At 64.2% G+C, this 22,637-nt stretch carries 24 protein-coding genes and 3 pseudogenes; 17 read left to right on the top strand and 10 right to left on the bottom strand.

Features of this window, described 5'->3' with window-relative positions; translation table 11 throughout:
* The first annotated feature begins 49 nt into the window (after window positions 1-49).
* Window positions 50-253: a cold-shock protein gene (locus tag AC1DBQ_RS08155; protein WP_055802320.1), complete on the top strand. Its 204-nt coding sequence runs from the start codon at window positions 50-52 to the stop codon at window positions 251-253.
* A 141-nt stretch (window positions 254-394) separates the two neighbouring features.
* Here AC1DBQ_RS08155 and AC1DBQ_RS08150 read toward each other — a convergent pair whose 3' ends face one another.
* Window positions 395-763 (bottom strand): hypothetical protein, encoded by a 369-nt coding sequence (locus AC1DBQ_RS08150; protein WP_476928018.1) that lies wholly within the window; start codon window positions 761-763, stop codon window positions 395-397.
* 308 nt (window positions 764-1,071) lie between these two features.
* Between AC1DBQ_RS08150 and AC1DBQ_RS08145 the strand changes: the two genes are divergently transcribed.
* Both AC1DBQ_RS08145 and AC1DBQ_RS08140 read left to right on the top strand, forming a co-directional pair.
* On the top strand, window positions 1,072-1,635 hold the full coding sequence (locus AC1DBQ_RS08145) for a DoxX family protein (protein WP_476928017.1): 564 nt from the start codon (window positions 1,072-1,074) through the stop codon (window positions 1,633-1,635).
* 571 nt (window positions 1,636-2,206) lie between these two features.
* Window positions 2,207-2,338: pseudogene (locus tag AC1DBQ_RS08140) on the top strand (IS701 family transposase); the annotation flags it as partial.
* Between the two features lie 123 nt (window positions 2,339-2,461).
* On the opposite strand, the pseudogene AC1DBQ_RS08135 reads toward AC1DBQ_RS08140, so the two are convergent.
* Window positions 2,462-2,617: pseudogene (locus AC1DBQ_RS08135) on the bottom strand (LLM class flavin-dependent oxidoreductase); the annotation flags it as partial.
* Between the two features lie 306 nt (window positions 2,618-2,923).
* On the opposite strand from AC1DBQ_RS08135, the gene AC1DBQ_RS08130 reads away from it, so the two are divergent.
* A complete protein-coding gene (locus AC1DBQ_RS08130) occupies window positions 2,924-3,367 on the top strand; it encodes a hypothetical protein (RefSeq protein ID WP_476928016.1) in 444 nt (147 codons plus the stop codon).
* Between the two features lie 533 nt (window positions 3,368-3,900).
* Complete coding sequence (locus AC1DBQ_RS08125) at window positions 3,901-4,383, top strand: DUF805 domain-containing protein (RefSeq protein ID WP_476928015.1); 483 nt, start codon at window positions 3,901-3,903, stop codon at window positions 4,381-4,383.
* Between the two features lie 172 nt (window positions 4,384-4,555).
* Here AC1DBQ_RS08125 and AC1DBQ_RS08120 read toward each other — a convergent pair whose 3' ends face one another.
* The 5 genes from AC1DBQ_RS08120 to AC1DBQ_RS08100 form a co-directional block, all read right to left on the bottom strand.
* Window positions 4,556-5,218 carry a dihydrofolate reductase family protein gene (locus AC1DBQ_RS08120; protein ID WP_476928014.1) on the bottom strand — a complete coding sequence of 221 codons (663 nt, stop codon included), beginning with the start codon at window positions 5,216-5,218 and terminating at the stop codon, window positions 4,556-4,558.
* Between the two features lie 243 nt (window positions 5,219-5,461).
* A complete protein-coding gene (locus AC1DBQ_RS08115) occupies window positions 5,462-5,800 on the bottom strand; it encodes a YciI family protein (protein WP_476928013.1) in 339 nt (112 codons plus the stop codon).
* Entirely contained in the window at window positions 5,766-7,163 is a 1,398-nt protein-coding gene (locus AC1DBQ_RS08110; protein ID WP_476928012.1) for an RNA polymerase sigma factor, read from the bottom strand. Before AC1DBQ_RS08110 ends, AC1DBQ_RS08115 begins: the two co-directional genes overlap by 35 nt.
* Window positions 7,164-7,187: 24 nt before the next feature.
* On the bottom strand, window positions 7,188-7,514 hold the full coding sequence (locus AC1DBQ_RS08105; protein WP_476928031.1) for a YciI family protein: 327 nt from the start codon (window positions 7,512-7,514) through the stop codon (window positions 7,188-7,190).
* Window positions 7,515-7,741: 227 nt separating this feature from the next.
* Complete coding sequence (locus AC1DBQ_RS08100) at window positions 7,742-8,521, bottom strand: alpha/beta fold hydrolase (RefSeq protein ID WP_476928011.1); 780 nt, start codon at window positions 8,519-8,521, stop codon at window positions 7,742-7,744.
* Window positions 8,522-8,985: 464 nt separating this feature from the next.
* Between AC1DBQ_RS08100 and AC1DBQ_RS08095 the strand changes: the two genes are divergently transcribed.
* The 8 genes and pseudogenes from AC1DBQ_RS08095 (at window position 8,986) to AC1DBQ_RS08060 (ending at window position 15,802) form a co-directional block, all read left to right on the top strand.
* On the top strand, window positions 8,986-9,132 hold the full coding sequence (locus tag AC1DBQ_RS08095; protein WP_476928010.1) for a lmo0937 family membrane protein: 147 nt from the start codon (window positions 8,986-8,988) through the stop codon (window positions 9,130-9,132).
* A 304-nt stretch (window positions 9,133-9,436) separates the two neighbouring features.
* Window positions 9,437-9,814, top strand: a pseudogene (locus AC1DBQ_RS08090) (IS21 family transposase); the annotation flags it as partial.
* Between the two features lie 167 nt (window positions 9,815-9,981).
* Complete coding sequence (locus AC1DBQ_RS08085; protein ID WP_476928009.1) at window positions 9,982-10,287, top strand: hypothetical protein; 306 nt, start codon at window positions 9,982-9,984, stop codon at window positions 10,285-10,287.
* Window positions 10,271-11,191 carry a tyrosine-type recombinase/integrase gene (locus AC1DBQ_RS08080; RefSeq protein WP_476928030.1) on the top strand — a complete coding sequence of 307 codons (921 nt, stop codon included), beginning with the start codon at window positions 10,271-10,273 and terminating at the stop codon, window positions 11,189-11,191. The genes AC1DBQ_RS08085 and AC1DBQ_RS08080 overlap by 17 nt, the downstream gene beginning before the upstream one ends.
* A complete protein-coding gene (locus tag AC1DBQ_RS08075) occupies window positions 11,188-12,126 on the top strand; it encodes a tyrosine-type recombinase/integrase (protein ID WP_476928008.1) in 939 nt (312 codons plus the stop codon). Before AC1DBQ_RS08080 ends, AC1DBQ_RS08075 begins: the two co-directional genes overlap by 4 nt.
* Window positions 12,123-12,320 (top strand): site-specific integrase, encoded by a 198-nt coding sequence (locus AC1DBQ_RS08070; protein ID WP_476928007.1) that lies wholly within the window; start codon window positions 12,123-12,125, stop codon window positions 12,318-12,320. Before AC1DBQ_RS08075 ends, AC1DBQ_RS08070 begins: the two co-directional genes overlap by 4 nt.
* A gap of 199 nt (window positions 12,321-12,519) precedes the next feature.
* Window positions 12,520-14,193 carry an alkaline phosphatase family protein gene (locus AC1DBQ_RS08065; protein WP_476928029.1) on the top strand — a complete coding sequence of 558 codons (1,674 nt, stop codon included), beginning with the start codon at window positions 12,520-12,522 and terminating at the stop codon, window positions 14,191-14,193.
* Between the two features lie 511 nt (window positions 14,194-14,704).
* Window positions 14,705-15,802, top strand: coding sequence for an alkaline phosphatase family protein (locus AC1DBQ_RS08060; protein WP_476928006.1), 1,098 nt, complete (start codon window positions 14,705-14,707; stop codon window positions 15,800-15,802).
* Window positions 15,803-15,904: 102 nt separating this feature from the next.
* Here the strand turns inward: AC1DBQ_RS08060 and AC1DBQ_RS08055 are convergent, their stop codons facing one another.
* Window positions 15,905-16,747 carry a COG4705 family protein gene (locus tag AC1DBQ_RS08055; RefSeq protein ID WP_476928005.1) on the bottom strand — a complete coding sequence of 281 codons (843 nt, stop codon included), beginning with the start codon at window positions 16,745-16,747 and terminating at the stop codon, window positions 15,905-15,907.
* Between the two features lie 320 nt (window positions 16,748-17,067).
* On the opposite strand from AC1DBQ_RS08055, the gene AC1DBQ_RS08050 reads away from it, so the two are divergent.
* Window positions 17,068-17,559, top strand: coding sequence for a GNAT family N-acetyltransferase (locus AC1DBQ_RS08050; RefSeq protein WP_476928004.1), 492 nt, complete (start codon window positions 17,068-17,070; stop codon window positions 17,557-17,559).
* Window positions 17,560-17,632: 73 nt separating this feature from the next.
* Here AC1DBQ_RS08050 and AC1DBQ_RS08045 read toward each other — a convergent pair whose 3' ends face one another.
* Entirely contained in the window at window positions 17,633-18,886 is a 1,254-nt protein-coding gene (locus AC1DBQ_RS08045; protein ID WP_476928028.1) for an IS256 family transposase, read from the bottom strand.
* Window positions 18,887-19,395: 509 nt separating this feature from the next.
* Entirely contained in the window at window positions 19,396-19,602 is a 207-nt protein-coding gene (locus AC1DBQ_RS08040) for a hypothetical protein (RefSeq protein WP_476928003.1), read from the bottom strand.
* Window positions 19,603-20,069: 467 nt separating this feature from the next.
* On the opposite strand from AC1DBQ_RS08040, the gene AC1DBQ_RS08035 reads away from it, so the two are divergent.
* The 3 genes from AC1DBQ_RS08035 to AC1DBQ_RS08025 all read left to right on the top strand — a co-directional run bounded on the left by AC1DBQ_RS08035 (window position 20,070) and on the right by AC1DBQ_RS08025 (window position 21,880).
* Window positions 20,070-20,486, top strand: a complete 417-nt coding sequence (locus tag AC1DBQ_RS08035; protein ID WP_476928002.1) for a VOC family protein — start codon at window positions 20,070-20,072, stop codon at window positions 20,484-20,486.
* Between the two features lie 222 nt (window positions 20,487-20,708).
* Window positions 20,709-21,215, top strand: a complete 507-nt coding sequence (locus tag AC1DBQ_RS08030) for a hypothetical protein (RefSeq protein ID WP_476928001.1) — start codon at window positions 20,709-20,711, stop codon at window positions 21,213-21,215.
* A gap of 86 nt (window positions 21,216-21,301) precedes the next feature.
* On the top strand, window positions 21,302-21,880 hold the full coding sequence (locus AC1DBQ_RS08025; RefSeq protein ID WP_476928000.1) for a type 1 glutamine amidotransferase domain-containing protein: 579 nt from the start codon (window positions 21,302-21,304) through the stop codon (window positions 21,878-21,880).
* Window positions 21,881-22,637 lie beyond the last annotated feature (757 nt).

Raw genomic sequence — 22,637 nt, 5'->3', positions numbered from 1 at the left:
GGTATTCCGAGAAGCGGAACCGCCCAGCGACCCGTGAAGGAAATCAAGCATGGCAACAGGTACTGTCAAGTGGTTCAACTCCGAAAAGGGCTTCGGTTTCATTGCCCCTGACGACGGAAGCGCTGACGTGTTCGCACACTATTCGGCAATCGCATCCAGCGGTTACCGCTCGCTCGACGAGAACCAGAAGGTTCAGTTCGACATCACCCAGGGCCCCAAGGGCCCCCAGGCTGAGAACATCCAGCCGCTCTAGCAGTCCCCGAGAGACTGGTCAGCCGGTGCGGCCGGCCAGTCTCTTGCCTGTCGGGAGCGAGAGTAAACATCTGGCACGATGACGTTAATCCGGGCAGCAGGTCGACGATCAGGTCGAGGACCCGCCTGTCACCTTCAAGAATTAGTGTGCCGGGAACGCGCGTTTTTGGCCTATTTTGATTCCACCAGATACCGAGCCTTGAATCGGGCATTCGGCTATCCTCTCCTCCAGGCCACACCTAGCGCCCGGGAACGATGACAGGGAGGCCGCAGCAAGAGCGMGCTGAGCAGCCTCGGACCGGGCTTGCAGTGTGCCCAGCGCGAAGTCGTAGACAAAGAGGGCCACGCCTGCCCGGTCGGCGAACTCAATCGAAGCCTCCGTGTATCCGGTCCGCGCGAAGGACAGCGCCTGCTTGCCCTCGACGTGCGCCACCCCGACGATGGCCCGGATCATGGCAGGCGGGATGCCTGAGGCGTGGTGTTTGACTTCAGCCGTGGACCGGATGCCCATCGCGTCAACCCTGCCCACCGCCCGGGTCGCCTCAACCTGGCGGCGCCTTAGAACACCGCAGGACCTCGATCTCGACTTCGAACTCAACGACCTGGAACACCACCTCCGGGCGCGCCTAACCCGCCCAGGAGCTTTGGGGGCTTTGGCCCCAAAGCTCCTGGGCKGCGCTGTCATGTCGCTGCACGTATTCTTGCAGTACCTGTGAATCCTGTTACCGCCTGCGGCGGGAGAAGAATCTTCTTGAACGTTMCTTCCCGTGACCGGTTCGTCCCGCCGACGTAGAATCATGCTGGACAAGGAGGACCCCTATGCGCCATTCAACGACCAGCCCTGAGGCTGCCGCCGTCGCACAGACCCTGTTCCGGGTCGCCCTCGGAGGCGTGCTCATCGCTCACGGATCCCAGAAACTCTTCGGGTGGTTCGGCGGAGGAGGCATCGAAGGAACCAGCAAGGGCATGCACGCCATGGGCTTCCGCCCAGCAAAACCCAGTGCCATCCTCGCAGGCGTGGGTGAAGCAGGAGCCGGGGTTGCCTTGGCTCTGGGGCTGGCCACTCCGGCCGCCGGCGCCGCCGCTGCCACCACGATGGGCGTCGCGGCCAGCGTCCACGCCCCTAACGGCTTCTTCGCCACAGAGGGTGGCCTCGAGTACCCCGCGGTGCTGGGCCTGGCGGCAGTATCGTTCACCATCGGAGGGCCTGGACCCTTCTCCCTGGACTCGCTCACCGGTCATGTCCTGGACCGGCCCTGGATGCGGGCGGCTGCCTTAGCCGTGATACCGGCAGCCATCGGGATCCAGATCTACCGCCGGGGTAAAGCCCTGGCCAACGACACGGTGGCACCGGATTCCGGATCCCCGGTGGACGAAGGCTGAGCCCATCCCGACACGCCTTATCCACTCATGCATTGGCAGACCAAGCCACTAATTCAGCAGTCTCCCAGTGAGGCTTCGCCTCTGACCGCCGAGGTGATTGGTCGCCTATCGCTGATAACGCCCGGTCCGCTGCGGTGCATTCTGGTGGTATTGGAGGCTCGTTGAGGGGATGCGGTGATGGTGATKGTCAATGTCAATGAGATTCTCGAAGGCCACGTGGCCCTGGATATTCAGTGCCTGGACCGGATCTATCTCAACAGCTACGTCCCGACCCTGCAGGTCGGCGGTCAGGTCGTTTCGTTCATGGCCAAACATCTGGGCTACCGGATCCCTTCCCCGGCAATCCTGGAAAAGATCGGCACCGCCTTCCGGCGCTCAGTGAATACGTTCGCCGAGACCAACCATGTCCCATTGATCCGCTTCGCCAAGGAAGACCGCAAGATTGACGTGATGCGCCGGTATCTKGCCGCCCAGGAAAAGGTCGGCCGGTCCGGGGTGGTGGCGGTCGGGGTGGTCCAGGAGTACCAGAATGTCTTCGCCTCCGCCGAACGCCAGGGCACCAACGGAATCCGGGCTCGGCCTCTCCCACTTCGAGGGACGCTCCTTCACCGGCTTCCACCACCACATCACCCTCGAGTMCGCCGCCCACCTCTTCATCACCAGAAAACGCCTCACCACCCCAAAAGCAGCAGGGGCAGCCTGAGCCTGTACAAGGTCCTCAAAAACCTCCAGGAACACCTCATCCGGCTATTCAGCCGCTGCCCCCACTGCCAACACGCCCCACCAACCTAACAAAGTACTACTAGGGGGAATCTGCCACGCGGGCTCAGCGCCAGCCGAGCTGCGGAGCCACATACTTCAGKATCGACTCGATGACGTGGGCGTTGTAGTCGACTCCGAGCTGGTTCGGGACTGTKAGCAGTAGGGTGTCTGCCGTGGCGATCGCCTCGTCCTCGGCGAGCTTCGCGGCCAGCTCGTCCGGGGCTAAGGACAGTGGAGCGGACGTGTCGAACTGCGGGATCCTCAACATTTCCTTATGCCACCTCAAAAGCGACCCGACCGTCTCGATAAGGGATCCTATTTGGGATGCCAGATTGGCGCTCGATGCCGCATCCAGCAGGCCACCTGTGGGCACCGCGACCGCAAGAGGGAACCGCTCTAGGCCGCGCGGTGCACCCTCGATACCGGAGGGGTCAGAACCGGCGGCGCGCGCAGGTGCCACACGACGGGACGCTTGTGTTACAGGGGTGACTGGTATTCCAGACAGTGAGGCGGCCACAATGTGGTTATGGACCCGATCGATCCAGATCTGGCGCTGGCCTTCACCAGCGYCGCGGCCGTCGGTTCGTCGATGATCCGGGCCTTCCGCATTGACGACGCGAAAKCCTGTACGCGGCTTTGCCGCAGAATCCTTCTCTTCGCAGCGGCTCCCCCGCCCTCAGACCTGGCCGGGATCGTCCGCGCCCTTTCCGGCCTGGACAACATCTTTGCCGCCTTGGGTCTCTTGACCCGCCGCCTGGCCCCGCTCGGGACCGCGGACGCCCTACACCTGCGCAACGCCGATGCCGCCCTCGCGTCGCTCCGCGATGTTCTGGGCTCCGGCTCGGCTGCCGGCCTTCACCCCGCCTGCACTCCGGCGGGCTCCCGGCGGCAACTCACGGGAACCCGCCCATCAGCTGCACCGGCACGGCCGGGACGCCCTGGCACCGGCAGAACTGTCCGGCCATCGTGAACGCGGCGCGCTCGTAGCAGGWTGCACAATGCCCCCGTACGGGTTGGGGGATCGGTACGGGGGCATTCACTGCTGGCCACGCCGCCATTTGGGGGAGGTGCGGCGGGACTCATAAACCCTAAATCCGGAGAAGCGCAAGTCAAAAACCATGGCCGGGTATTACGACGGACGGCCGGATCGCGGCCCGAGGCAGCGGTTCCGGCGCGGTCCACGGCGTTCGCCCCGGGTGAGCCTCACGGGGCCCGAACCATGCACGGCCCGGATCGCCAGCCCGCTGACGCCGCAGCCTCTCCGGAGGACGACGTGCCCGGATCCGGCAGCACGAGTCAGCCACCGCGGGGTCCGCCGTCAGCAACCGCAGGCCTTTMGTKCAGGTGGGCGGGAACGGCCGGTGTTTCCGCAGGTCAGCCCGGCAAGGGCGGGTATCACGACGCATTCGGACATACCGACAAGAATTCACTTGCAGGACAGCATGACGGATCCCTGCCGCCCCTACGATGAGTCGTCACCCCCCGTTCAACAAGGAGATCCTTTTGTCTTACGCACAGCAGGACCAGCACGTCATGCCCGCCGGCGCCGTCCCCCTTTGGGCCCCGTACTACGGCGCACCGATCGGGGAAGCCGCGAAACGGTTCTTCAAGAAGTACGCCACGTTCACCGGCCGCGCCAGCCGCAGCGAATACTGGTGGTGGACCCTGATCTCCGGTGTGGTCTCCATCGTGCTGAACATCATCGTGACCGCAGCCGGCGCTGCCGGCGCAACGACCAACGACGCCGGCACCACGGTACCCGGTCCCGGCGCCTTCATCGGCATCATCCTGCTGCTCCTCTGGGGCCTGGCAGTCATCGTCCCGTCCCTGGCACTGGTCGTCCGCCGCCTGCACGACGTGAACTTCAGCGGCTGGATGATCCTCATCGGACTCGTGCCGTTCATCGGCGCCCTGGCACTGCTGGTATTCATGATCCTGCCCTCCAAGACAGAGGGCCAGCGGTTCGACATCCCCGCAGCCGCATAGGCCCGCTGCCGCGTCCAAGCAGGGTATTCGGGGGTCATCGGGATTTTTCTGCCGGTGGCCCCCGCCGTCAAGGCTGTGATCGAGCGGGACTAAAGATATCGATCGTTCGTGACGGCTGGGGTCCCCACCATCGCTGGCATGCACAGTGGAATGTCATCGCAACTCCTGGCAGCTAGAGGACTCGGTCGCGTCGGGCGAAGGTCAGGTGGATGACACCGCTGGGTGAGGGTGCCGCCTCAATGTGGAAGCGATGCTCGAGTCCTTCGAGGCCGTCCCAGAGTCGTTCGCCGCGGCCGAGAAAGATCGGGACAAGAACGATGTGCATCTGGTCGATCAGGTCGGCCTCGAGGAACTGGCGGACCGTGGTGACGCCGCCGCCGATTCGCACGTCGAGGTCGCCGGCGAGGGCGCGTGCCTGTTCGAGTGCCTCGGCGGGTTCGTCGTCCACGAAATGGAAGGTGGTGCCGCCGTTCATGGTCAGGGGCGGGCGTGGGTGGTGGGTGAGGACGATSACCGGCGTGTGGAACGGCGGGTTRTCACCCCACCAGCCCTGCCACTCCTCGTCAGTCCACGGGCCGCGCTGAGGCCCGAACTTGTTGCGGCCCATGATCTCCACGCCGATGCCGGAGGCCCATCGGCTGGCGAAGGTTTCGTCGATTCCGTTGGAGCCCTCGCCCTCGCCGGGGAGACCCATCTGCCTAAAAGTGTGTGTCGGAAGAGCCCACTCGACCAGGCGCATCCCGGCGTGCCCGAAAGGGGCGTCCAACTCCTGCCCCTCACCGGTGCCGAACCCGTCGAGCGAGACGGAGAAGTTGTGAACGCGAACGACTGGCATCGTGCTCCTTGGTCGTGGTCGGGCGTCGGAGGCGACGCACGAAACGGTCAGCCTCAACCGCCTGCAGTCTGCAATCGCTGCGCCGACCGTAGGGCAGGCTGCTGGTAGCCCGCAAGCAGTTCAGGAAGGTTCATGGGCCGGAGCCGCGACCGAACCCACCGGGAACTGAAGCCAGGGGGCCACTTCGTCCAGGCCGGCCCGGGTACGCCTGGGCGTTTCATGGATTGACTGCGGCTGCGTGGGTTAAGGGTCGATCCGGCGTACCTGGATCGGCCACAGCGTTGCCTCTCCGAGCTTGCCGGCGATTTCCACGGCGCGGGCCAGGTCGACGCAGTCGACGATGTAGTAGCCGGCCACGATTTCTTTCGTCTCCATGAACGGGCCGTCGGTCACGGTGCACGTGCCGCCGCTATTCTTTACAAATTTCGCCTCTTCACCGAGCTCATGGGCCTCCACGAACTCTCCGGTGGCCCTGAGTTCCTGCTGCAACGAGGCGTGTGCCTGCATGATCGCCCCGGTCTCGGGTGCGGTGAGCGCGTTCCACGTGTCAACGTTGTTGGGGATCAGGAGTAGATGTTTCATTCTTGTCCTCTCTTCTTCGGGTGCATATTTGCGGAACCGCGCGTTTGGTTAGTTTGGGCTCCGACGCGGGCCCGCGACCGGTCTCGGCCAGGCGTTTGCCGAGGTAGCGGCGCTCGGCCTCCGACGGCGCGAGGTCCCGGGCCCGCTGATATTCACACCTGGCCTCCGCCTGTCTGCCAAGGCGGCGCAGCAGGTCAGCTTTCGCGGCCGGCAGGAGGTAGTACCCATCGAGTAACTGTGTCCGGTCCAGTTGGTCGATGAGGGCGAGCCCTGCCTCCGGCCCTTGGGACATCGCGACGGCGACGGCACGGTTCAGCTCCACGACCGGTGAGGGCGCGATCTGCGCCAGGGCGTCATATAGGGCTGCGATCCGGGCGAAGTCCGTACTCCCGGGATCGCGGGCGGTCATGTGGCATGCTGCGATGGCGGCCTGGACACGGTAGCTGCCGGGTCGAAAACGGCGCGAAACGCCCAATTGATCGGCTGTCTCCAGCAGCGTCGCAGCTTCTGCAATCGCCGCCTGGTCCCAGGATCCGCGGTCCTGCTCCTCCAGGGTCACGAGGTCGCCTGCGGCGTCGGTCCGTGTCCGTCGCCGGGCGTGGTGGAACAGCATGAGCGCCAGCAGACCCAAAGCCTCGGGCTCTTGTGGAGAACCGTTGAGTAAAGCCCCGAGCAACCGGGTGAGGCGAATCGCTTCMCGGACAAGAGGCCCCCGGATCAGGGTGTCGCCGMCGGTAGCCGAATATCCCTCATTGAACATGAGATAGAGCACGGCCAGGATCCCGGCCGTGCGCCCGGATATCAGCTCCGGCGGCGGCACCCGGTACGGGATCCCGGCATCGCGTATTTTGGCGCGGGCGCGGACGAGCCGTTTGGACATGGTTGCCTCCGAGACAAGGAACGCACGTGCGATCTCGATCGTCGTGAGCCCTGCGACGGTGCGCAAGGTCAACGCCACCCGGGCATCGAGCGGGAGGGCGGGGTGGCAACAGGTGTAGATCAGCCGCAACCGGTCATCCCCTGCCGCCGGATCACTGCCGGTTTCGTCTTCCAGCCCTTCGAGGTCGGTGAGAATCGCGAGCTCACGCACCGCCTTCTTTTCGCTGGCAGTTCTCCGCACACGGTCGATCGCCTTGTTCTTGGCCACAGTCGTCAGCCAGGCCCCGGGGTTCCTGGGAACGCCGCGCACCGGCCAGTCGACCAAAGCGCGCGCGAACGCGTCCTGGACACAATCCTCGGCCAGGCCCCAGTCGCCCGTCACACGAATAAGGGTTGCAGTGATTCGCGCGGTCTCCGCCGCGGAGGCGGYCTCGATGGCGGTACGCACGTCCGTCGTCTCCGGTACCACGTCATCCCCCGTCATCAGCGGCGGCTATCAGGAGAAAGTCTAGAGCCCGAGCGGCCACAGGGGCCTGATCTCGATTTTGCCGAACCGGGCCATGGGGTGCTTGGATGCCACTTCTATTGCCTCGTCGAGATAGGCACAAGCGATGACGTCATAGCCGGCGATCCATTCCTTTGTCTCCGCAAAGGGCCCATCCGAGACCACCACCTCGCCCCCTCGCACCCTAACGGTGGTTGCGTCCTGTACAGGGCGCAGCCTGTCGCCGTGACGGGCGACGCCCCGCGCTTCCATCTCGGCCCCCCATTCCACGATATTGTCCTCGGCGGCCACATATGCCGGCGCTGTCGGATCGCTGCAGATGAAAAGCATGTACTCCACGATGACTCCTTCTTTTCCGTTGCTACACGACTACGACGACCGGGATAACACCAAAAGGACACCAAGCGGGAAATTCTTTTCCCGGGCCCCTGCTCAAAGCAGCCAGCGCCTGCGCTCAGCAATTAATCAAGGCGGCGCGGATGTTCCGGACCGCGAACAGCTCCCCGGGATGCCACCGGCCAAGGAGATCACCTCGCTACGAGCGATGATGTCCAGGACTACGCCGGGGCGCTGTTGAAGAAGTCGATCAGAACCGGGGCGACAGCATCGTGGGCGACCGCGTGGTCTTGGCCTTCCAGCTTTTCTATTTTCATTCCGGGGACGGCTGCGGCAACGGCATTGATAGCATTCCCGGCCCAGGACGGGCTCGCACCACCGTAGATTCCGAGCGTGGTGGCCTGAATGTTCGACAGCCTTTCCGGGACGCTTCCGTCGCTTGTGAGAGTGAGGTCATACGGCAGGGTGTTGGCAACGCTGAGGAGTGCGGGCCACCACGGCATTGTTTTGATTCCTTCGTCGAAGTCAGAGCCTGTATGGCGGATGAACAGTTCGACGGCGCCTTCCCGGTCTCCCTCGTTCAGCGCTGCCTGGACGCGGTCCCTGAAGTTCTCCCAGGGTTCTTCGGGGGCATGCCCGGTCAGATACGGTGGTTCGTAGGCCGCGAGTTTGGAGATGGCCGCACCGGCAGCTGCCGCTTCAAGAGCCAGGATGGCTCCCGAGGAGTGTCCGTAGGCGTAGGCCGAACCGCCCGCCGCGGCGATCAGCGCTTTCAAATCCTCTACTTCACGGCCGGGGCTGTAGGGAAGCGTGTCGGAGCTCTCGCCCCTCCCGCGACGGTCGTACGCGTAGACGGTGAAGTGCGGGGCCAGCCAAGGCACCAGCATGTCGGCCGAACGCCGGCTGTTTAATGCACCGCCGATGACGATCAGGGCTGGCCCTTCACCTGTGCGTTCGAAGGCGATTTCCGTGCCGTCGGCCGAGCTCTGGAATTCAATCATTTGCAGGTCCTGTTCTTCAATGCCGGATACCGGGCCGGTGCGGGGGGAATGCTGAAATTCATGCCGTMCGAGAAAGGAGAACTTACCCTAACATCCCCTCCCTGTAAGCAGCTGGCTTCAAACCCGGGGCTCCGCTCCCCCTGCGCTGCGCCGCCAAACCGAGTGGTGACTATCGATTATAGTTATGCCGTTTCCAGGGACCCGCTCTTGACATAGGGTGAAGCGCACCACGGGATACCCCGTGGGCCTTCGGCCGGAATCAGTAACTTGGATCTATTTCGTGGCCGGGGCATCGCTGCGGCATCAGGGTTGATGAGAGCGGGAGGTACGACGATGATTCTTGCCGATACCGCCCCTCGGCGCGTCTCTGACCCCCATGCCATTCCTGCCGCGCGTCAAAGTACGCAAAGCAGCCCGGGCGCAGAACCAGCAATTCCATCCGCAGGCAAATAAGGGAGACTCTCATGTTGCTTTGGATAGCCATCATTATCGCCGTTCTCTGGCTTCTCGGATTGCTCGGCGGCATCGGCGGGGGCTTCATTCACCTGCTTTTGGTTATTGCCGTGGTCGTTCTGATCTTCCACTTCATCCGTGGCAGGTCCCGCGCGTAAATACGCAAACACGTTCCCCCAACGCCGGGGCGTGGACTGCGGCCGAATTCTCCGACAGTGGGCAGGTGCTGGAAGGCATCAATGGGGGCGTTTACTGACGTCACGGCGAGGGTRTTAGCGGCCATGAAAAACTGCCCGTAGGCGGCCACGGAACTGCCCACTGACGGCCATGAAAAGTGCCCGTCGGTGGCCATGAGATCTGCCGACTTCCTTACTGACCCCGACCGCTTAAGCGGCGGGAGCCTCTCCCCGGGGTTTGATGACGGTGTCTAGTCGCACCAAAGTCGCCCGGGAAGAGGCCCTAATGAAGTTTGACGGAGAAATCATGGAAATACWCGCTGCGTATGATCTGACCGGATCGTTGCGCGCCGCCGCGGAACTCACCGGCTGCTCGCACCACACAGTTGCCAGGCACGTCGCTGCCCGTGATGCCGGCCAGCCGATCGCCGAACCGGTCTGCAGGGGCCGGGTCACCGATGCGTTCCTGCCCAAGATCGAGGAATGGATCGAGGCCTCCAAGGGCAAGATCCGCGCCGACAAAGCCCACGAGAAACTGCGGGCCCTCGGCCATGAGGGTTCCGAGCGCTCGACCCGCCGGGCCGTCGCGCAGATCCGCGCGGCCTGGCGTCTCGGCCATGTCCGGGTGCACCGGCCGTGGATCACGGAACCGGGCATGTGGCTTTCATGAAGAATTCTCCATAACAGCCACTATGCAGAACCCGGCATTATGCAGAAAGTACCCCGACAACGGCTGTGAACCGGCACCATCACGGCGATCTGGCCCGGGTAGCTTTCTGCATAATCGCGGTCGGCACATGCTTGTTTTCTCGATACGGGAAGGTGAGCATGATGACGAAGTATTTTCCGGGGCCAATGACGGGCCCCTTGGCCCCGTATGTGGCTGGCTACCGGGAGTTGTTAGCTGGGCGCGGGTATGCGAAGTCAACGGCGCAGCAGCTGGGTTCGCTGGTGGGGCGGTTGAGCCATTGGATGGATGCGCGCGGACTGGATGCCGGGGCGCTGACGGATGAGGTGCTGCAGCGGTTCGTTGACGAGCTGGCGACGGAAGCAAACTGGATGCGTCCGACACCGGCGTCGTTTTTTTGTTTGGTTGATGCAGTACTTGCGCCGCTTGGGCGTGATCCCGGTTCCTGAGCCGCCACCGGATCGGACGAGTCCGGAACAGATCATTCTGGGGCGGTTTGAGCGCTACCTCCTGAATGAGCGGGGACTCGCCGCCAAAACAGTACGGAACTATCTTCGGACAGCCAGTGCATTGATGGACTGGCTGGCGGCACGCTCCCGTTCCCTGGACACCATGGGCGGGGCGGAGGTCATTCTGTTCACCACCGGTCTTTACGGGGCGCAATCGGTCGGAAGCGTCAAATATACGATMACAGGGTTGCGGTCCTTTCTGGGCTGGGCGTTCATGGAAGGTCTGTCTGACCGGGCGTTGGCTGGCGCGGTGCCGTCCGTGGCCAGCCACGACAGCAACATTCCGCAAGGCCTGAGCATGCCGGAAGTGGATGCGCTGCTGGCCTCGTGCGGCCGGGACACTGCCACGGGACGGCGCGACTACGCGATTCTGGTCCTCGTGGTCCKGCTGGGGCTGCGTGCCAACGAAGTCGCGTCCCTGACGCTCACGGATGTCAATTGGCGCACCGGAGACATCGTCCTTCGGGGCAAGGGGCGCTGTGAAGAGAAGCTCCCGCTGCCTCAGGATGTTGGATCGGCCTTGGCGGAATACCTGCGACAGGACTGGCCTGAGGGTGCCGGCGATGCGCTGTTTCTCAGGGTTCACGCACCAGTGGGAGGGCTGGCATCTTCCGGGGTTTCCGAAGTGATCCTGGCCGCGGGCAGACGTGCCGGGCTTGAGGGAATCCATGCCCACCGGCTCAGGCACACCGCGGCAACTCAACTGCTGCGTGCCGGTGCTTCCTTGGCCGAGGTCGGCCAGGTGCTGCGCCACCGCAGCCCTGCCACCACGGCCCAGTACGCAAAAGTCGACGACAGGTCGCTGCGTGCGCTGGCGCTGCCCTGGCCTGGGAGCAAGCCATGACCCTCCCCCAGAACGACGTAGCGTTGATGGCCGAGCAGTACCTGCACATGCGCCGGAGCATGGGCTACAAGCTGAAGCAGCAGGGGCAACTGCTGCTGGATTTCATCAAGTACTTTCAGCGCTCCGGCGACACCCATCTCACCAGCTCGCGGGTGCTGGAATGGGCAACACTGCCAACCGGCGCCGACGCGGTGTGGTGCTACGCGCGCCTGGGCGCGGTGCGTCCCTTCGCCCAATACTTGCAGGCCTTCGACCCCCTCACGCAGGTCCSGGAACAGTCGCTGCTGGACGATGGGTACCACCGGGCCGCGCCTTACATCTTTTCCGATGACGAGTTGGACCGGGTGCTGGCGGCCGCAGACCGGCTCACCCCCAGCTTCCGTGCCCGAACCTACCGAACCTATATTTCATTGGTGGCCGTGACAGGCATGCGGCGCAGCGAAGCCACCAGCCTGGACTGTTCCGACGTCGACTGGGGCCAAGGACTCTTGACGATCCGGGAAGCAAAATACCGGAAAGCGCGGCAGCTGCCGCTACATCCGAGCACGGTGGCCGCCCTGAAGGAATACTCGGGCATCCGGGACACCGCCTATCCGCATCCCAAGGATCCCGCCGTGTTCCTTTCCACCCGTGGCACGCGCCTGATCGCGGACAACGCCAGCCAGGTCTTTGCCCGGCTGGTCCGGGAAACAGGAGTGAGCCGGCCCGGTTTTCATCACCAGCCCCATCTACATGACCTGAGACATGGCTTTGCCGTGAAAACACTTCAGGACTGGTACCCCACGGGCGTGGACGTCGGGCCGCTGCTGCCGGTGCTCTCGACCTACCTCGGGCACCAGAACCCGGAAGCGACGTACTGGTATCTGAGCGGGACACCGGAATTGATGTCCCTGGTCTCGGCGCGGCTCGGCTCCTATCTGGCGGAGGAATCATGACAGCCCTGGCACCGATCCTGGAGTCTTTCTTCCTCCGCCGGCTCATGGGGCAGCGCCGGGCAAGCCAGAACACGGTTTCCTCATACCGGGACTCGTTCCGGCTGCTCCTGCACTACGCCAAGGAGGAGACCGCCCAAAGAACGGTGGCGTCGCACCAAAGTCAGGGTTGCGGTGCCCGCTTGGCCTGCCCGTGACAGGCAATGCCCGGAAGTACGAAGCGATAGCCKCAGTCTGTGAATTTCCGAAAAGTTTCATGACGCAGGGTTGAATCTGGGGTGAACCTTCAACCGGATCACCTGAAAACAGGGGATGAAGGGACCTGCCTGCAGCAAGAATCCCCATGGGAAGAACGTCATTCCCGTGTCTTTCACATTGGCGAAGGGTCTTATCTTGATGAAGTCAGCAAAGAAGAACGGGGTTGCCGCAGCCGCGGTTCTCGGCGCGGTCATGATGGCAGGCTCGGCAGTGGCACCGGCACTGGCCGACAACGGTCAGCACGGTGAAGGCCACGGCGGCAAGGGCGAAACGTCCAAGCACGTCCTGGTGTTGTCGGTGGACGGCCTGCACCAGAAGGACCTGAACTGGTACGTCGCGGCGCATCCGCAATCAGCGCTGGCCGCACTGGTGAACCACGGCACCAGCTACACCCACGCCCAAACTCCCGTGCCCTCCGATTCCTTCCCCGGCATGGTCGGGCAATTCACCGGCGGCAACCCCGGAACAACCGGAATCTACTACGACGACACGTTCAACCGGGCGCTCCTGCCCGCCGGCACCACCGAGTGCAAGAACACCGCGCCCGGGACCGAAGTGGCGCTGACCGAGGCCGCGGACAAGGACCCGAACGCGCTCGACGCCGGACAGGGCCTGACCGGTTTGCCCTCCGGCATCATGAACATGACCGGCCAGCCCGGATCCCTGATCAATCCGGCAGCGCTGCCCGTGGACCCTGCCACATGCCAGCCTGTCTACCCGCACCAGTATCTGAAGGTCAACACGGTCTTTGAAGTCGCCAAGAGCGCAGGCCTGACCACCGCGTGGTCGGACAAGCACCCCGCGTATGAAATCCTCAACGGCCCCTCCGGTAAGGGAGTGGATGATCTCTTCACGCCCGAGATCAACAGCCAGGCACCCGCACCGTTCACCGGGGACTGGACACAGGACAACGCCGCAACCCAGCAGTACGACGGCTACAAGGTCCAGGCGATCCTGAACCAAATCAGCGGAAAGGACCACTCCGGCACCCACGCCGCAGCCGTCCCCGCGATCTTCGGCATGAACTTCCAGTCCGTCTCCACCGCCCAGAAGCTCCCGACGTCCGACGGCATGACCGGCGGCTACCTTGCCGGCGGCACCGTGCCCGGCCCCCTACTGGGCAAAGCCCTGGACTACGTCGACACGGCTATCGGGAAGATGGAGTCTGCCTTGTCCGCGTCCGGGCACGCCAAGGACACGACCATCATCCTCTCGGCGAAGCACGGACAGTCACCGACGGACCCGAACCAACTCACCAGGGTTCCCGACGGTGCCATCATCGACGGACTCAACGCGGCCTGGAAGGCCGCCAGCCCGGGCTCCGCGGACCTGGTGACGTTCTCAACCGACGACGACATCATGCAACTCTGGCTCTCCGACCACTCCCAGGCAGCAGCGCAGTTCGTCAAGGACTACCTCGCATCCCACCCGGCCGCCGGCAACGACATCAACAGCGCCCCCAAAACCGTCGCCACCTCCGGGCTCAGCACCATCTACGCAGGCACCGAAGTCGCCAAGTACTTCGGCACCAAGACCAGCGACGCCCGCTACCCCGACATCCTCGGCATCGCACAGACCGGCGTCGTCTACACCGGCGGAAAATCCAAAATCGCCGAACACGGCGGAGCCTCCGCCGATGACCGGGACGTGCCCCTCGTCATCGCCGGCGCCAACGACGACAAGGCCCGCACCGTGACCAGCACCGTGKAAACAACACAGATCGCCCCGACAATCCTCAAAACCCTCGGCCTGGACCCGAACAAACTCCAGGCAGTGCAGATCGAGGGAACCAAAACCCTCCCGGAGCACTGACCCCACCAATCCGACACCGGAGGACTTCCGCGGAACACCTCCCGCGGAAGCCCTCCTCCGTCATAACAGGCTTGAACCGGCTGCGCTGACCTCCGCTCAACCTTTCACATTCGACGCCGCAGGACGTCCCGGTGTCGTCTACTGACCGGTCCACGGGACAAGCATTATGCAGGAGAACCGGCGCCCCCCAGGGACGCCCCCGCCACGGATCGCCTCCACCGATAACAATGAAGGTGGCTACGCCGCAGTTTCAAACGGTGAGTTCACAAGGAATTCCAAGKGTCTCGTCATGGCAATCCCGATTCTGGTGTGGAACAGTTCACTGAATGATGGTCAGTCCTGGACGGTGCTGCTCGGGCCGCGGGAGTCGCCTGGCTGTACTCACGGGATCCGTCGCGGCGGCCGTTCACCAGTGGCAGCCGCGGCGTCATAGAGAGAGCCGGAAATGATGAACCGGAAAATCACACCAGCAGATGACCGGAAGCCGACGGCCCGGGCCCCGTGGCTGATTATGGCGGCARCCCTCGCCCTGGCAACGGCCGGCTGCCAGTCCCCGGCCCCCGGCCCMKCCCCCTCCAGCGGGACCGGAACCGCCACGGCGTCCCCGGCCCCGAACTCCTCTTCGGCGGCCGCCGGGCCGGTCTCCGGGACCCCGGGACACGTGCTCGTGATCAACCTCGAAAACAAGGGCTACGACAAGGTCTGGGGCGCKGGCTCGACGGCCACGTACCTGTCCAAAACCCTGCGCGCCCAGGGCGTCCTGCTCTCCCGGTACTACGGCATTGCCCACAACTCGCACCCGAACTACCTGGCCCAGATTTCCGGGCAGGCATCCAATGCCATGACCCGGGCCGACTGCCCGATCTATGCCCCGTTCCAGCAGACCGGGACCGCGTCCCCTGGCCAGGTGCAGGGAACCGGCTGCGTGTATCCGGCCTCCGTCCCCACCCTGGCGGGCCAGCTCAGCKCGGCCGGGAAGACCTGGAAGGGCTACATGGAGGACATGCAGACCCCCTGCCAGCACCCGGCGCCCGGCGCCAAGGACGACCACCAGAGCGCCAAAKACGGAGATCAGTACGCCACCCGCCACAACCCGTTCGTGTACTTCGAGGCGATCACCTCGTCCCCGGACTGCCAAAGCAACGTCGTCGACTTCACCCGTCTGGCCGATGACCTGAAGTCCGTCGGCACGACGCCCAACCTGTCCTACATCACCCCCAACCTGTGCAACGACGGCCACGACAGCCCGTGCGTGGACGGCAGCCCGGGCGGGCTGGAAAGCGCCGACGCGTGGCTCCGCCAGCAGGTCCCGGCCATTCTGGACTCCCCGGCCTACAAACAGGACGGCGTGCTCGTCATCACCTTCGACGAATCCGAGGGCAACACCACCGGACCGGCCGGGCTCCTGCCGGGCGGCACGGCCGGCGGAAGAATCGGCGCCCTCGTCGTCTCCCCCTTCGCCAAGGCCGGAACCAGCTCCAACACCCCCTACAACCACTACAGCCTGCTCGCCACCATCGAGGACATCTTCTCCCTGACCCGCCTCGGCTACGCCGGGGCCCCCGGACTKAAACCCTTCGGCAAGGACGTCCTCAACAACAAACCCTGACCCCACACCTCGGGCATCCCGTCCCTTCGCCACCATCCCAGCGGGTGCGCGAGGGGCAGGGCCAGCCCCGTCACGCCCGGCTCCGGGGGTAGGGCAGGTTCCTTACTGGAAGCGGTGGGCAGCGTTTCTCTTGCCGGCGAGTGACAGGTACGCGACCAGGCCTGCGATGCACGCGGCGAGGCCCAGACTGACCGGGCCGGTCCCCCAGCCCAAGCCTCCCCTATCGAAGGAAACGGCCGTCCAGTCGGCAAAGGATGCCCCGAGCGGCCGGGTGAGGATGTACACGAACCAGAACGACGGAATCGCCGCAAGCCAGCCACGCCAGTACCAGAAGGCACCCATCCCGATCGCAGCGGCGAACACGGCGCCCGACGCAAGATAGCCAAGGCCCAGGCTGTACGCGGTCATGTCGCCGGTCGCGGTGCCCAGGGCGAACGTGACCAGCACGGCGGTCCAGTAGAACGCCTCGCGACGCCGGGTGTCCACGCTGTGGATCGACAGCGTCTTCTCGGAACGGTACCAGAGGACAAAAACGGCCGACAGGGCAACGAGGAAGAACACCGCAGACACCAGATACGGGACGCCGAGCACGACGTGCACCGCATCGGCCGCCATCGTCCCGAAGACACTGACCATGACCACGGCCAGCCAATAGACCCAGGGAACGTAGCGGCGGGAAGCGAACTGCAGAGCAAGGGAAGAGGCCAGGACGCACCCACCCAGGCCCAGCGCCACAACAGGGTCGAGGTGATGGACCAGGAAGTCCGACRTGGTCTCGCCCATCCCGGTCGTAAGCACCTTGGCCACCCAGAACCAGGCCGTGATCTCCGGAACCTTGACCCCGACCCGGCGTGCGGGAGCCCGTACCGGGGCTGGCACCCCTGCCTCCTGCACCCCGGACGCGGCGCCGATGCGTGAAATGTCCTGCTGTCGGGAATCTGTCATCCCGTGATTGTGCCCCATCATCCCCACCGTTACCTGAACATGACACTGCCTCATCCGCCCGGCGGGGCCGGCCTGGCGGTTCGCGCCCGACCCGCAGCACGTCCGGCAGTCCGAGTCGCGCGAGACGTGTCGGCAAGAACCGGGAGCAGTGAGGCGTTCTKAACGATCAGGTTTACGCGTCGGGACGGTCCGGGCGCCGCTGTTGAGCCTGGTCCGCTCCGCCGGATATCGATTGCCTMCGTGTGCCTTCCCCGCAGGCGCACGATGCCGGACACTATGTTCAACGGTGTCGCCCGCGCACCGGGGAAGGCAACGCCGTCATGAACGCATTAGTCACCTTGGTTGCAGTAACCGGACTCTATAACACCGCCCCGGCCCGCATCCGTGTCCGGCCCCTGGAACCCGATGATCTTCTCGAACTCGCCAATCTGCACCGGCACGCCTACGCCGACCGTCCCGGACAGGGTGCGGGAGGCCCGGCGTGGATCGGTCCATCCATGGACGAGGGCCGCGGCACCGCCGAGGCAGCGTCCCCCGTGGCCTCCGGACCGGACGGTCACATCACGGCCGCCCTCATCATCACCGAACGCGACGGCGAAGCAGTCATCGATGAACTTTTMACCCACCCGGACCACCGCCGCCAAGGCCTGGCCGAAGAACTCCTCCTACACTGCCTGCACCGGCTGCACACCCTGGGCCGCCCCACCGTCACAGTCACAGTGGAGGACAACAACCCGGCGGCRMTGGCCCTGTAYCTCTCCCGGGACTTCCGCCGCCTCACGGACCATGACACGGACACCGACTATGACTGAAAACCTGGTCGGACGCACCCTCTCCCTCAGAGACGGGACTGTCCGATAAACGGTGTGTGGGCTCCGGCGGTTTTCATTGTTTGATGGTTCTTTCGAACMGTCCGGCGAACGTTATGGCGAACGCGTTGAGCGCGGGCTTCCACCTCATGGTCCAGCGTGCTCTTCCGCCGCCCGTTGGATCAAGGGATCTGGTGACCAGATACAGGCATTTCAGGGCAGCATTCTCGTTCGGAAAGTGGCCTCGGGCTCTCACGGCCCTGCGGTAGCGGGCGTTGATCGACTCGATCGCGTTCGTCGTGCAGATCACCCGCCGGATCTCGACGTCGTATTCCAGGAACGGCACGAACTCGGCCCAGGAGCACTCCCAAAGCCGCACGATCGCCGGATACCGCTGGCCCCACTCGGCCGTGAATTCAGCGAACCGGTCTTTGGCCGCCTGCTCGGACGGGGCGGTGTAAACGGGTTTGAGTGCCTTGACGATGCCGTCGCGGTGCTGGCGTCCGGCATAGCGGAAGCTGTTACGGATCAGGTGCACGATGCATTGCTGCACGATCGTCCGGTCCCACGTGGTCGTGATCGCTTCCGGTAGGCCTTTGAGCCCGTCGCAGACAGCGATCAGCACATCTTCCACGCCGCGGTTTTTCAGCTCGGAGAAGACCTGGAGCCAAAACCGTGCACGCTCGCCGCCGTCGCCGGCCCAGATACCCAAGATGTCCCGTTCCCCGTTCGCGGTTACTCCCATGACGACATAGAACGGGGTGTTGCGCACCTGCCCGTCACGGACCTTGACCACGATCGCGTCAACGAAGAGCACCGGATAGACCGGATCCAGCGGCCGGGAGGACCATTCAGCCAGTTCGGCTGCGACTTTCTCCGTGATTCGGCTGATGGTGTCTTTAGAAACCCTGGCMCCGTAGACCTCCTCGAAGTGCGCGGCGATCTCCCCCGTAGTCAGCCCACGTGCCGAGAGCGAGAGCACGACCTCGTCGATCCCGTCCAAACGTCGTCTCCGTTTCGGCACGATCACCGGCTCAAATGACCCGTCCCGGTCTCGGGGCACCTCTATCTCCACCGGGCCGATTTCTGTCAGCACGGTTTTTGATCTCGTGCCGTTACGCATGTTCGCAGCGACCGGTTTCTGGCCATGCTCATGCCCAAGGTGCTCGGTCAGTTCCGCGTCCAGCGCGGCTTCCAGCACGTTCTTCGTGAGCTGGTTCAGCAGCCCGCCAGGGCCCACCAGGCTCACGCCCTGTTCCTTGGCCTGCGCGAGCAACCGCTCCGCAAGCTCCTTCTGGTCAATGATTTCTCCCGTCACAGGATCGATCATCACCCCTGTCATCTCGGTCGCGGATTCAGACACGGCCGTCTCCTTCGGATCAGGCCGAACCCCACACACCGTTATTCAGACAGTCCCTCAGAGACACGCGGACCTGGGCATGCTCACCCCGACGCCGTCGGTGCCTCGTTGATTGCAACCGGCCGGGACGGAAGGGCCCCGAGAGTTGCAGCAACGGTTGAGGTCACGCTCCCGACGGCCCGGCTCCTTAGAACCCATTCTTACCCGGATCGTCCAGAGTCGGCCGCGCCCACCGGGCAGTCTCCCGATGGGGGCAGACAAACCATCGTCCGGGGCGCGCGGTCACACGGTGAGCTCGCCGGGCATGGACCTCATAGGATCATGCCGATCAGGCCCAAGGACGCCAGCCCGGCCACAGCGCGGCTTCGTGTGGACGATCATCACATAGAACTCCGGGCTGATGAAGACCAGGCCCACCGGAACGGTCGGACGACGCCGTCCCTGGGTTCATACCGGCATCCACGACTCGACCGTTTGGTCTATTCCGCCAGTTTTGCCACAGCCTGCGCCCACAGGAAGAACTTGTTGGTGCCCAGATCTTTGACGGTCCTAATGTTCAGGGCCTCCTGTAATTTCTGGGCATCAGAATCTGACAGTCCCTGCAGCGCACCAACAGGTGCCTTGGCCAGTTCCTCAAGACTCTTTCCCTCGAATGACTTATCGAACTTATCGCTTAGACCAGCCACAATGCAGCTCCTTGGAAGATCAGTCGGGACCCGGTCGGGCCGGGGAGGCATGCGCCCAAGGATCAGCAAAGCACACACCGATCCCCGCGTCGACCCCCGGTTCACCGGCCGCCGCATTCGGCGATTGCCCGCCGCCGATAAACGAAAACCGCACCACCGCGGCCGAGCCGCCAACCGTTCCCCCCGGCACGTGAGCCGCGCTCCCTGTACCGTCAGAATTCCAAGGCGGAGACTCCGCCACGCTCACGTCTGGTCGCCGTACGGGTTCGTGAAGAATATGCAGAGTCTGAAAGCGATAGCCTCCGGCGCTCACCCCGGCCTGCACTGCCGGCGTCCAGGCAAGCGACGATCCCAGGATTGAGGGAACACCGACMCGTCTTGMGGGGTCCCTATCGCGGGCCCGTGGCGCACTGTTAGCATGGCCCGGTGGTGACGCAATCGCCCCCGACAACCCAGGAGAATCCCCCATGACGACCCGCCTCAACCCCTACCTCAGCTTCCGCAACAACGCCCGCGAAGCCATGGAGTTTTACAAGGACGTCTTCGGCGGCGAGCTGACCATCAGCACCTTTGCCGACTTTCAGGCGAGCCAAGATCCCGCCGAGGAGAATCTGGTGATGCATGCACAGCTGGAATCACCGTCCGGGCTGACCCTGATGGGCTCGGATACGCCCGCCCGCATGGAGTTCCAGCCCGGCAACACCTACAGCGTTTCCCTCAGCGGTGATGACGACGCCGAACTCCGTGGCTACTGGGAGAAGCTCGCCGACGGCGGCACCGTCTCCATGCCGCTCGAAACCGCGCCTTGGGGCGATACCTTCGGCATGTGCAACGACAAGTTCGGTGTGGCATGGCTGGTCAACATCGCCGGCGCCAAGGACTAGCACCCGGGTTTATGYACCGGCTGTGACCTGTGGGGCCAGGCGCGCAAGTCACAGCCGCCGGGTTCAGTTCCGGGGAGGACCCTTCGAGGCGTCCATCCGGGCGGTGGCCGTCGTCGGGAAGCTCCCGGACTGCCCGGGCCGGGCCCGTGCGGATGCCGTGGCCCTATCGACCGCCCGCGTGGACCATAGGCATACCCTGTGCAGCGGCGGTAGGTTGTCGGCATGGGACAGAAATCCTCACGCCATCGGGATGTGCTCGCTGATCGGCTCCTGGGTCTCGCTGAGTTCAGCCACGCGCACTGGTTTTTCGGGAATCTCTATGAGGCCATCGTCAAAGTTCCACACCGGGTCGCGGCCKCCGAAGCCGGCCGCGAACTCCCCCGGTCTGCCTTCGGTGCGGGAAGTCCGGGCCGGTACTACGCCCCGATCGCCCCGGTCACCGCCCCGGCCGCCATCGCCGCCCTCGTGGCAGGCTGGAAGCATGCAAACAGCAGGCCCTGGCTGATCGTCGCAGCCGCCAGCTCCACAACCGGTGCGGCCGCGACCGCGTACCTGCTCCGGAACATCAACCCCAAACTGTTCTTCAGCCCACAACCGCTCAACGAAACGCGCCGCAAGCCCCTGCTGCAGCGGTGGTACAGGGTCCATGCCCTCAGACTCACCGCCAGCGCCGTTGCCCTCGCCGCTATCCACCAGGCACGGACCATCCGACTCAAAAACCTCGGCTGACACCCGCACCGTCGGACCTCGGGCACGAAGAAACCCCTACAGACAGCCGCCGTGGKGCCCATTGACGCCGCACCTAAAATGGCCGTATGGCAGTTCCKGAATATGGCAAAGTACTCCAGGCCGTCGAGGGAAGGGCTGCGAAAGCTCTCGTCCTCTCCGCAGACAAGTTTGAAGATCTGKAATTGTACGTCCCGGTCTTCCGGCTCATCGAGGCCGGGTGGAAAGTCGACATCGCCGCCCCGGAAGAGGGCAAGATCACCGGCGAGAGCAACTGGTACTACATCATCGCGAACAAACGCATCGACKAGATCGACCCGGACGAGTACGACCTTCTCGTCCTGCCCGGCGGCAAACCGGATGGTGCACCGACCACGGTCAGGAACAACCGCCAGGCCGTGGAAATCGCCCGCTCATTCTTTGCCGGCAACAAACCGGTCGCGGCAATCTGCCATGGACCTTATCTCCTGGTGTCTGCGGACCTTGTGAAAGATCGGCGACTCACCTCGTCCTGGGGAGACGGCGTGCCGGAGGAAATCATCAACGCCGGCGGGACATGGGAAGACGCGGACGTAGTGGTCGATGGAAATCTCRTCACCTCGCGATGGCCGATGGATATAGCCGCGTTCTCGAAGGAAATGATGAAATTGGTCGGCGAAGAAGCGTGACTGGTTGCCGGGCGGGGCCGCGACCTCGGCGACCCGGCCCCACTTCCGGMGTCACCCCCAGACCTGGCGCGAGGGCCTTCTGAGTTCCGGTGCAGGCCCCAAACCGGCTCCATGCTTCGAGGGGTCTTCATGGAGCCGGCCTCTGGGGTGATAATCGTCATCCCGGGGCAGGAATGACGCCGTGGCGTGCCCCTAACCGGGCTGCTGTGCCACGGAAGTCAGCGTAGGCATCCAACCTGCAACTTTCCTTGACTGACTTCCTCGGGATCACACCTTCGCATCGTTCACCCGTGACGGTCCGATAGTCATCCGTGCAACCTGCCTTCTGGTCGTTGGCTTCTGTCGCGGGCTATTGAGCCCGCGCCCGTTCTTCATGAGCGATGCCTGGTCTGCAGTGACGCAGCGTGCCCGGTAGCTAGCGCGTCAGTCCCTCCGGGACGGACGGCCTTCAAGGGGGATCCCCCCGGTACCTGTCTCGTCCAGAAAGTGGTCGAAGTAATCTACGGCCCGGTCCCGGAACCAAGCCCTGCAGCGGCTCTCGCCGCACATAGGCGCCGGGCCTGGTCGGGCGAGCGTTGGTGGAGCGGTGGCAAGAAGTCCCGCGTGGACGCAAGCAAAGATTCTTCGGTTTGTGTCGATCTGGCCTCGCGCCGTTMGACCTGTGGGTGAGAAGGTCGAARCGCGACCTTCCGGAATCAAGGAGCATTAGATGGCCAAGTACATGTTGATCATGCGGGCGACCGACGAGTCGTTCGCG

The organism is Arthrobacter sp. 10T413_2 (assembly GCF_056394205.1).
Note: the sequence above shows the minus strand (reverse complement) of the source record. Positions and strands in the feature narration are given on the sequence as shown.

Bases quoted from the DNA above. Each gene is read 5' to 3' on its own strand.
- AC1DBQ_RS08070 (WP_476928007.1), top strand. From the start codon at position 12,123: ATGACAGCCCTGGCACCGATCCTGGAGTCTTTCTTCCTCCGCCGGCTC.
- AC1DBQ_RS08100 (WP_476928011.1), bottom strand. From the start codon at position 8,521: ATGATTGAATTCCAGAGCTCGGCCGACGGCACGGAAATCGCCTTCGAA.
- AC1DBQ_RS08095 (WP_476928010.1), top strand. From the start codon at position 8,986: ATGTTGCTTTGGATAGCCATCATTATCGCCGTTCTCTGGCTTCTCGGA.
- AC1DBQ_RS08105 (WP_476928031.1), bottom strand. From the start codon at position 7,514: ATGCTTTTCATCTGCAGCGATCCGACAGCGCCGGCATATGTGGCCGCC.
- AC1DBQ_RS08155 (WP_055802320.1), top strand. From the start codon at position 50: ATGGCAACAGGTACTGTCAAGTGGTTCAACTCCGAAAAGGGCTTCGGT.
- AC1DBQ_RS08035 (WP_476928002.1), top strand. From the start codon at position 20,070: ATGACGACCCGCCTCAACCCCTACCTCAGCTTCCGCAACAACGCCCGC.
- AC1DBQ_RS08115 (WP_476928013.1), bottom strand. From the start codon at position 5,800: ATGAAACATCTACTCCTGATCCCCAACAACGTTGACACGTGGAACGCG.
- AC1DBQ_RS08145 (WP_476928017.1), top strand. From the start codon at position 1,072: ATGCGCCATTCAACGACCAGCCCTGAGGCTGCCGCCGTCGCACAGACC.
- AC1DBQ_RS08085 (WP_476928009.1), top strand. From the start codon at position 9,982: ATGACGAAGTATTTTCCGGGGCCAATGACGGGCCCCTTGGCCCCGTAT.